Annotated in this window: 7 protein-coding genes; 3 read left to right on the top strand and 4 right to left on the bottom strand. The window is 42.8% G+C overall.

Annotation, left to right across the window (positions count from 1 at the left end; all coding sequences use genetic code 11):
• Window positions 1-139: 139 nt before the first annotated feature.
• From H6G97_RS43475 to H6G97_RS43465, 3 genes are all read right to left on the bottom strand, one after another.
• Window positions 140-586 (bottom strand): type II toxin-antitoxin system VapC family toxin, encoded by a 447-nt coding sequence (locus H6G97_RS43475; protein ID WP_190946710.1) that lies wholly within the window; start codon window positions 584-586, stop codon window positions 140-142.
• Complete coding sequence (locus tag H6G97_RS43470; RefSeq protein WP_163930318.1) at window positions 586-876, bottom strand: hypothetical protein; 291 nt, start codon at window positions 874-876, stop codon at window positions 586-588. Before H6G97_RS43470 ends, H6G97_RS43475 begins: the two co-directional genes overlap by 1 nt.
• Before the next feature lie 205 nt (window positions 877-1,081).
• Window positions 1,082-1,393 carry a helix-turn-helix domain-containing protein gene (locus H6G97_RS43465; RefSeq protein WP_190946709.1) on the bottom strand — a complete coding sequence of 104 codons (312 nt, stop codon included), beginning with the start codon at window positions 1,391-1,393 and terminating at the stop codon, window positions 1,082-1,084.
• 257 nt (window positions 1,394-1,650) lie between these two features.
• On the opposite strand from H6G97_RS43465, the gene H6G97_RS43460 reads away from it, so the two are divergent.
• On the top strand, window positions 1,651-2,613 hold the full coding sequence (locus tag H6G97_RS43460) for a ParA family protein (protein ID WP_190946708.1): 963 nt from the start codon (window positions 1,651-1,653) through the stop codon (window positions 2,611-2,613).
• A 19-nt stretch (window positions 2,614-2,632) separates the two neighbouring features.
• The gene (locus H6G97_RS43455; protein WP_190946707.1) at window positions 2,633-3,328 is read left to right on the top strand and encodes a ParB N-terminal domain-containing protein; all 696 of its coding nucleotides are present in this window, start codon (window positions 2,633-2,635) and stop codon (window positions 3,326-3,328) included.
• 131 nt (window positions 3,329-3,459) lie between these two features.
• Here H6G97_RS43455 and H6G97_RS43450 read toward each other — a convergent pair whose 3' ends face one another.
• Complete coding sequence (locus tag H6G97_RS43450; protein ID WP_190946706.1) at window positions 3,460-4,467, bottom strand: tyrosine-type recombinase/integrase; 1,008 nt, start codon at window positions 4,465-4,467, stop codon at window positions 3,460-3,462.
• Between the two features lie 206 nt (window positions 4,468-4,673).
• On the opposite strand from H6G97_RS43450, the gene H6G97_RS43445 reads away from it, so the two are divergent.
• Window positions 4,674-5,315 carry a type I restriction endonuclease subunit R gene (locus H6G97_RS43445; RefSeq protein ID WP_190946705.1) on the top strand — a complete coding sequence of 214 codons (642 nt, stop codon included), beginning with the start codon at window positions 4,674-4,676 and terminating at the stop codon, window positions 5,313-5,315.
• Window positions 5,316-6,016: the final 701 nt, after the last annotated feature.

Genomic DNA, 6,016 nt, shown 5'->3' with positions numbered 1-6,016 from the left:
CTTTGGGTTTTTCTAAACTTCAATCTATTATTTATAACCTCACCAGTTCAATTTTTATTTTCCTGACTCACCCTGATTTCTACTTTTCCTCTGCCTAGAGTGACAAATGAGGGTTATTTTTCGTAAATGACAACCTGGCTTATGGAGTCTCCCCAATTGAAGGCGTTTCTTCATCGGCAACGACCAAATCCACGCCACACCTCGTAGCCGCCAGAGCTAACCTTTGATCAATCGTTGCTAAAGGTAATCCCAACCGCAACGCTAATTCTAAATAAGCTGCGTCATAAGCGGCTAAACCTTCCTGTCTCCCCAGCGTCAAGGTTGCACCCAAAGCATTTGCATCAGTAGCCGTATCAACCTGAATCAATAGCGACTGTAACAAAGCAATAGCTTCCTCAGATTGTTCCTGAGTCATACGATTACGCCGTTCAGCTACCAGTAAAACATTAGCAATCTCCAGTGACCAAATCCCCGGTACAAATGCTTCAGCATCCGGCATCATTGCTAGTATTGCATTAGCAGTGGGGTTATTTTCATCCACCAAACACCAGCTAATTGCTACAGAACAATCCAAAACAAACCGCATTAAAATCTTCGCCCCTCTTCTATCATGGAGCGGATTGACGTTTTATCTAACGCTACTTCTCGTCGCAGTTGTTCCATTCTGGCAATTGCATTACTTATCGATTTTTTTGTCGTAGGCTTTCCCCAAGCGTTATATTGTGCTTGCGCTTCTGAGGATGTTGCAACTTCTGCATCAGCTAAGGGCTGTATAACCACCACTACCTCAACATTCGTATCTTTTAAATCAGTGGGTGTCTGGATTTGCAATATACCATCTGCCCCAATATGCGATCGCAACTTCATCGTTTCCATGTCGGCATTCCAGAACTCATACTTAAGAAATTTGGGAAGTACCTTAATTATGCTGCTACTCTCTTCACAATAAATAGAAACAGAATATTGCTAAGAGAGTACCCAGCTAATTTGGCTGTATGAATATTTGGGTATCCAGGTATTCAACTTACCTAAATACTGAACACGCTTCCATTGCCTACTCATCCATTGCTACTAGAACACCCTATGCGCTTTGCTCGTGTTCCATCGGAGCAAGCTGAATCACTACCCGTTGATTGAGAGCGTGAGCGATTTTTTGTAGCATTGAAAGGGAGTGTCCCTCATAGTCGGCATCTTCAAGCCCTGCAATCACAGGTTGTTTTGTGCCAACAAGTTCAGCAAGCTGTTTCTGTGTTAACCCCGATGAAGTTCTGGCTTCATAAATTAGCTGTGCCACAAGAGCATTAATAGAGGCTGACTCCACCATTGCCTCAAGCTCAGGGTCGCTGCTGGTCATCTTGTTAATGATTTTTATTGCATCGCTAGTCTTCGCCATCCTCTTCCTGGTAGAAAACAACACGGGTTTCAAGCACAGCATACCCTCTAAATATATCAATATTGTTATAGTACGGCAACGCCTGAAAACAAGACGCGCAGACTAGATGACGATTCCCCTAAGAAAGAAAAATCTAACTTAGTTACAAAAACGCCAACTGTTAATTTTACAGATGACGAACATAAAGTATCTGAATACACTAAGTATTAATTATGCCGATTTAGCGGCTCTATATTTGTGTATAAAGATTGATTTTTATGGATTTTTCCAAAATCAAACAAGCGCTAATCAGCCTTCCAGATAGTGCTACCGAACCAATAGTTAGTAGCATATTTATCTCAGAGCTACTAACTATCCTGGGTTTTGACTTAATCGAAACTGTTCCACAGTTTACTACAGGGAATGGTGGTAATACTGTAGATTACGCTGTTCGCAAGAACTCTGGCAGCGACATCTTCATCAACACCAAGTCAAATCCTTACCTGTTAGTGGAGGCAAAAGGCAAGAATATCAACCTTAGCCCAAATTCTGCACAATATAAGGCAACAGTCAACCAACTCAAAAATTATTTACTTGCTCCAAATTGTAAATCTGGTAAGTTCTCCCCAAAAAAAGATATTTTATGGCAATTTGACATCATTACCAGTGATGAAAAACTTCAAAATCTGGAAGAAGAAAAGTTGCGTCACATGATCAGTCCTGTCAGACTGCGACAAGCACTAGAGCCATTCAACTTGCGATACGACTATATTTTGATTGACTCTCCACCCAATTGGAGATTATTTAGCCAGAGTGCAGTTTGTGCAGCAGATGTGGTTTTGATTCCCACCAAGCACAACAGCATCTTCTCCCTGGAAAACGCGGTGACAGTAATTAAACGTTTTGTACCCGAAATTCAAAAAGGGAGAAAAGACGGAGGGCCGATTGCTCTACCTATCTTTTTCAACGGTGAATCCATTACAGAAGCTCAGAGACTCAGTGCAGAACAGGCCATAAACGAAATTTTAGCAAAAGGCAAGAAGGATAAAGTTAATCCTATTGACCTAACGCCATACTTTTACCCCAAATCCACTTCTGCAAGGGAAGACCATCATATTTTTGGCATACCCAGTTTCGCGCACATTGCAGGCGGTGCATTTACTCGTGTACCTGCTGCTTATAAACACAAAATAGCCTGTGAGTATTATTTGGCACTAGTGAAAGAATACTTTTTGCAATAACAATAAAAGGTCTAAAGATATGAGCTTAACTAATGTTGGAAATTTGATGTGCCTTGATACGCGTGAAATCAACCCAGGAAAAGGCACGGATGCACCAGAGTTTTGTATCAAAGCAGCTGCAAGAGTATTGATTGAATCAGGTGGTCGCAATTGGGTTCCGGTGATTGTTAAAGAAATCGAAGAAGATCAGTATGAAGTCATCGGCAACTCATTTATTTACGCCATCGCTGAGGAAGTCGGTTTAGAAAGGGTATGGTGCATTGTTGCAGATTCTAGTGAGAAAACATTTGAACTCACTAGGATTCTAACTGGTGAGTTAATACCTAAAGTTAATCTGTCAACTGCAAGCAGAGATGAAATCCAAGCGGCTTTGCAGTATCTCATTGAGAAACCTGAAAGTGAGTTAAAAGGTTTGAAACTGGCGATTGCTACCAATCGTATTGATGAAGCTCCACGCAAATATTGGGAAACCTTCGAGCCAATTACAAACCTGAAATGCGGCATAACCAAAGGGAAAAAGCTGGATGCACTCAAGGAGGTATTTTATCTCACTCCTCAATCAGAACCAGAAGTCATTACACCAAAGGTTTCTACAGCTACTAATTTGAATACTTTGACAGTTACCCAGCTTAAAGATATGGCGAAAAAGCAAGGATTTTCTGGATATAACAAGAAGAAAAAACCAGAGTTAGTTGCTCTGCTATCTACAATTTAATCTAAAAAGCAAAATCATAAGATAGTTTTCGCACGAAACTCAGGTTAAGTTCGGAGAGGGTGACAATCCCCCTCTCCCTTGCCGAACCACAAAAGCACCAAGATAAAAATTGAGTTTGACAGAAGTATACTTCACACCAAATCCGCCAAAACGCCTGATATTTCACGTTGCTGTTTCTGGCGTTGACGGTTGTCATCATATTTTCGGATAGTATCAATATTGGCGTGACGGCTAAGATTTTGAACCTTGCGATAGTTCCCGTTACTGTGATCTAGCGCGGTCGTTATCGAACTGTGTCGTACCCGGTGCGGTGACATCTTTTTGGTGATTCCCGCCTGTTTGCATAAACCATCGACCAACCGCCGGATCGACTCGCCAATCAACCTATCTTCTTTATCACCTTTGCGGTACGCCATCGAACCAAACATCGGCTCGGTTAACCTGCTTGCCTTACTGCTGGCGATTACCCAATCGGTTAACGCCTCAACGGTCTTTCGGGTAAGTTCGATTGCTACCTTTTGCGTTCCTTTGCCCTTACCCAATATTTGAAGAGTTCCCGCCTGTGGGTTGAAGTCTCCCACATTTAGAGAACAAACTTCATTTCGTCTTAGGGCATTGTCCCAAAGTAGGCGCAAGATTGCATAGTCCCTCTTACCCTTCACTGTGGTTCGGTCTACCAGCTTCAAAACCGCAGCGTAATCGCTAGCTTCCACGCCGGAAGTATCCCGGTAAGTCTGCACCTTCTCGGCTTTCACATCTTCCAGGGAAAAGGCACACACCCCAAGTTTACGCCCCATCGCCACCATCGACTTAATCGCCGCTAACTTCCGATTAACGGTGTTCTCAGCTAGTTTTCGCTCATTCATCAAGTACGCCTTGAACTTCAAAACCACAGCGATCGCGTGACGGTGTTCGAGGTGCAAAAATTCCAGAACTAAGGCGCGGTCGGGTTGTTTACCGGTTGAGAAAGCGAAAAAGTCTCGTAAATCTTTCGAGTAGGCGCGGCGGGTGCCAGCGCTGCGTGTATCGCTTAACAACTGTGAGATTACGTCTGGGTCGATGTCGAGCGTCGTAAAACTCTCGCCTATGGCTAGCGCGTAATTTTTTTCTAAGATTTCCGTCGTGATACTAGTATCCATAGTCACGTTATCCGTCTCAATAGAGCGTAAACTTTCATTCTCACTATATATATATCTACATCAGTATCTACTACTTTCTTTGCGATGGCGTACCCGCCCGCTAGAAGCGATCGCTTCCAGCGGGCGGGTACGCCATCGCGCCAATTGACGATAATAAAGATGGGAGAGATGCAATAAAAGAGCAAGGCAACTGTTACCTAGAAGCAATGACACAGACCGCAGCAATTACAGAAGCGATTACCACTCTATTGGATGCAGAAAATCGATTCGGTTTCGTCCGCGTTGAAGATGAGCAGTTTTTCCCAGAGTGGTATGAAGGATTACCTGAAATTACAGAAGCGGAAAAAGCTTCTGTGGATGTCCTGCGGCGTAGATATCTCTATCATCGTGCCGGAGGTGATTTACTAGAAGGGACAGTCATATTGTTGCTGGTGTCACCAATTCTTGCACTCTCCGGGTTTTACGATCCTCCTTTTCGGATTAAGGCTGAATCATCCGTGGAATTGGTGCTGAATGATGGCGAGGAGATACTGCGCGGACGGATTGATGTTTTAGTGCTGCAAGATCAGTTCTGGGTCATGGTGTTAGAGTCAAAAAAAACCACGCTTTCGGTTTGGTCAGCTGTACCGCAAGCCCTGGCTTACCTGATGGCTAACCCCAACCCCAATAAACCTGTGTTCGGTATGGTGACGAATAGCGATGATATTTTATTTGTGAAAGTGACGCAAACAAATACGCCACAGTACGACCTGTCAAGGGTCTTCGCCCCGTTTGCATCTGCCAGAGAACTGTACAGTGTTTTGCAAATTCTCAAGCGGATTGGTCAGGTAATCTCTGCTGCGTCATAAGCTCACTCAGGAGAGTTCCGATCGCTGTGGTTACGCCATCGCTCTTTGTGGGGTATTGATATCAGAATTGATATCATTCCTTCCCGGATAAGGAAAATGTCAACAGCTTCTCTCATGCGTTTACAAGCCAACTTTAGTTACTTCTCTACATTTTTAACTTTGTATTCTATGATTAAACCTATTATTATAGCTATGGTCAGAGCTGGGTATATGTATTGCTTTACGTTGTCTTCTAAGTAAATGTTATTAATCGCTAGCAAAAACTGAATTGAGGGATATGCAAATACCCAAGTCAGCAGAATTTTTATACATAAAACTTTAAGCGGTCTTTTCATGCGTTAATTGCTTACTTCCGTAAGGGGAAAGTACTATAGAGCTACTTACGAATCTATCCCGTTTCGCTTTTTGGCAGGTAATCTACACCCAGATCATGACACAATTGCCCACTTTCGACAGCGCTTTTTACCACAAAATTCGCCCCCATATTCTGGGGGTATTTTTATGGCGGTAGTTGCCAGCTTGCGCTAATCGCAATACTGCTCGGTTAAGGGAAAATAGATAATGGAATAAATCATAATTTGTTCGCGTATAATCTACGAGAACAAAAACAACTAAAAAGGTTGCTTGTACCTGAAGGCACTCTCGAAAAATTTAATTGTCAATTGCTGAGAATATTTTTAACCTGTTGAATTAGAAATTGA

Source organism: Nostoc flagelliforme FACHB-838, assembly GCF_014698065.1.
Taxonomy (GTDB): domain Bacteria; phylum Cyanobacteriota; class Cyanobacteriia; order Cyanobacteriales; family Nostocaceae; genus Nostoc; species Nostoc flagelliforme_B.
This window is presented reverse-complemented; position numbering and strand designations above follow the sequence as displayed.